Here is a 697-nt window from a genome sequence, read left to right as displayed (position 1 = left end):
AGCAAGCGGTCGCGTTGGATTAGATCCCAAAGGGTAGGTGACCAAACTAGCAGATACATCGCAAAGCATTCAGCGAAACTGATCAGGTGGTTTTCACACTCTTTCGCACTAAAAATGGGTGTGCCACGATGAGGGAACAGCTTAGTTAACAAACTACCATCATCGACATAATGTGGCAGAAGCTTATCGCGTCCATAGTAGCAATCTGGGTGTTTATACAGTGCTTTTGTATCTGCAATGGGCGCTTGCTCAAATTGCTCGTCTGGTAACCCTAGTAGCTTAACGACTTGCTCAATGGCGTCCAAAGTCGGCCCTGCTACGTGGTCTGCATAAATTTGGTCACCACTCATGATCAGCATGTCTGGTCGCTCATCAACACGTAAGCTAGCGACCTTTTCGTCTGCAGTGACTAAATTGTCTTGACTAAAATGGTGAGGATTTCGACAAGAGCCATGAAGAACGTAATCGGCTTTCTCGCTGATCACAAACTCCAATCCTTGATGTGGATGTTGGTCTTGTTCATAGTTCAGATGTGGCAACAGCTCAGTCAATAGACCATCTTGAGTTTGAATTTGGTAGCGAAGCGGTTGATGAGTTGGGTAATCACCTTTAATGGCGAGTAAGCTTACCCACGCTCTCTGACCTATTTGGAGCTGCTGAAGTTCATCAAGTGATTGTGATGTGTATGCGTTGTGAG

The 697-nt window shown here is 45.8% G+C and carries 1 pseudogene; it reads right to left on the bottom strand.

Annotation, left to right across the window (positions count from 1 at the left end):
- Positions 1-697: pseudogene (locus R8N49_RS27275) on the bottom strand (alkaline phosphatase family protein); the annotation flags it as partial.

This window comes from Vibrio sp. 1978 (genome assembly GCF_033344345.1).
Note: the sequence above shows the minus strand (reverse complement) of the source record. Positions and strands in the feature narration are given on the sequence as shown.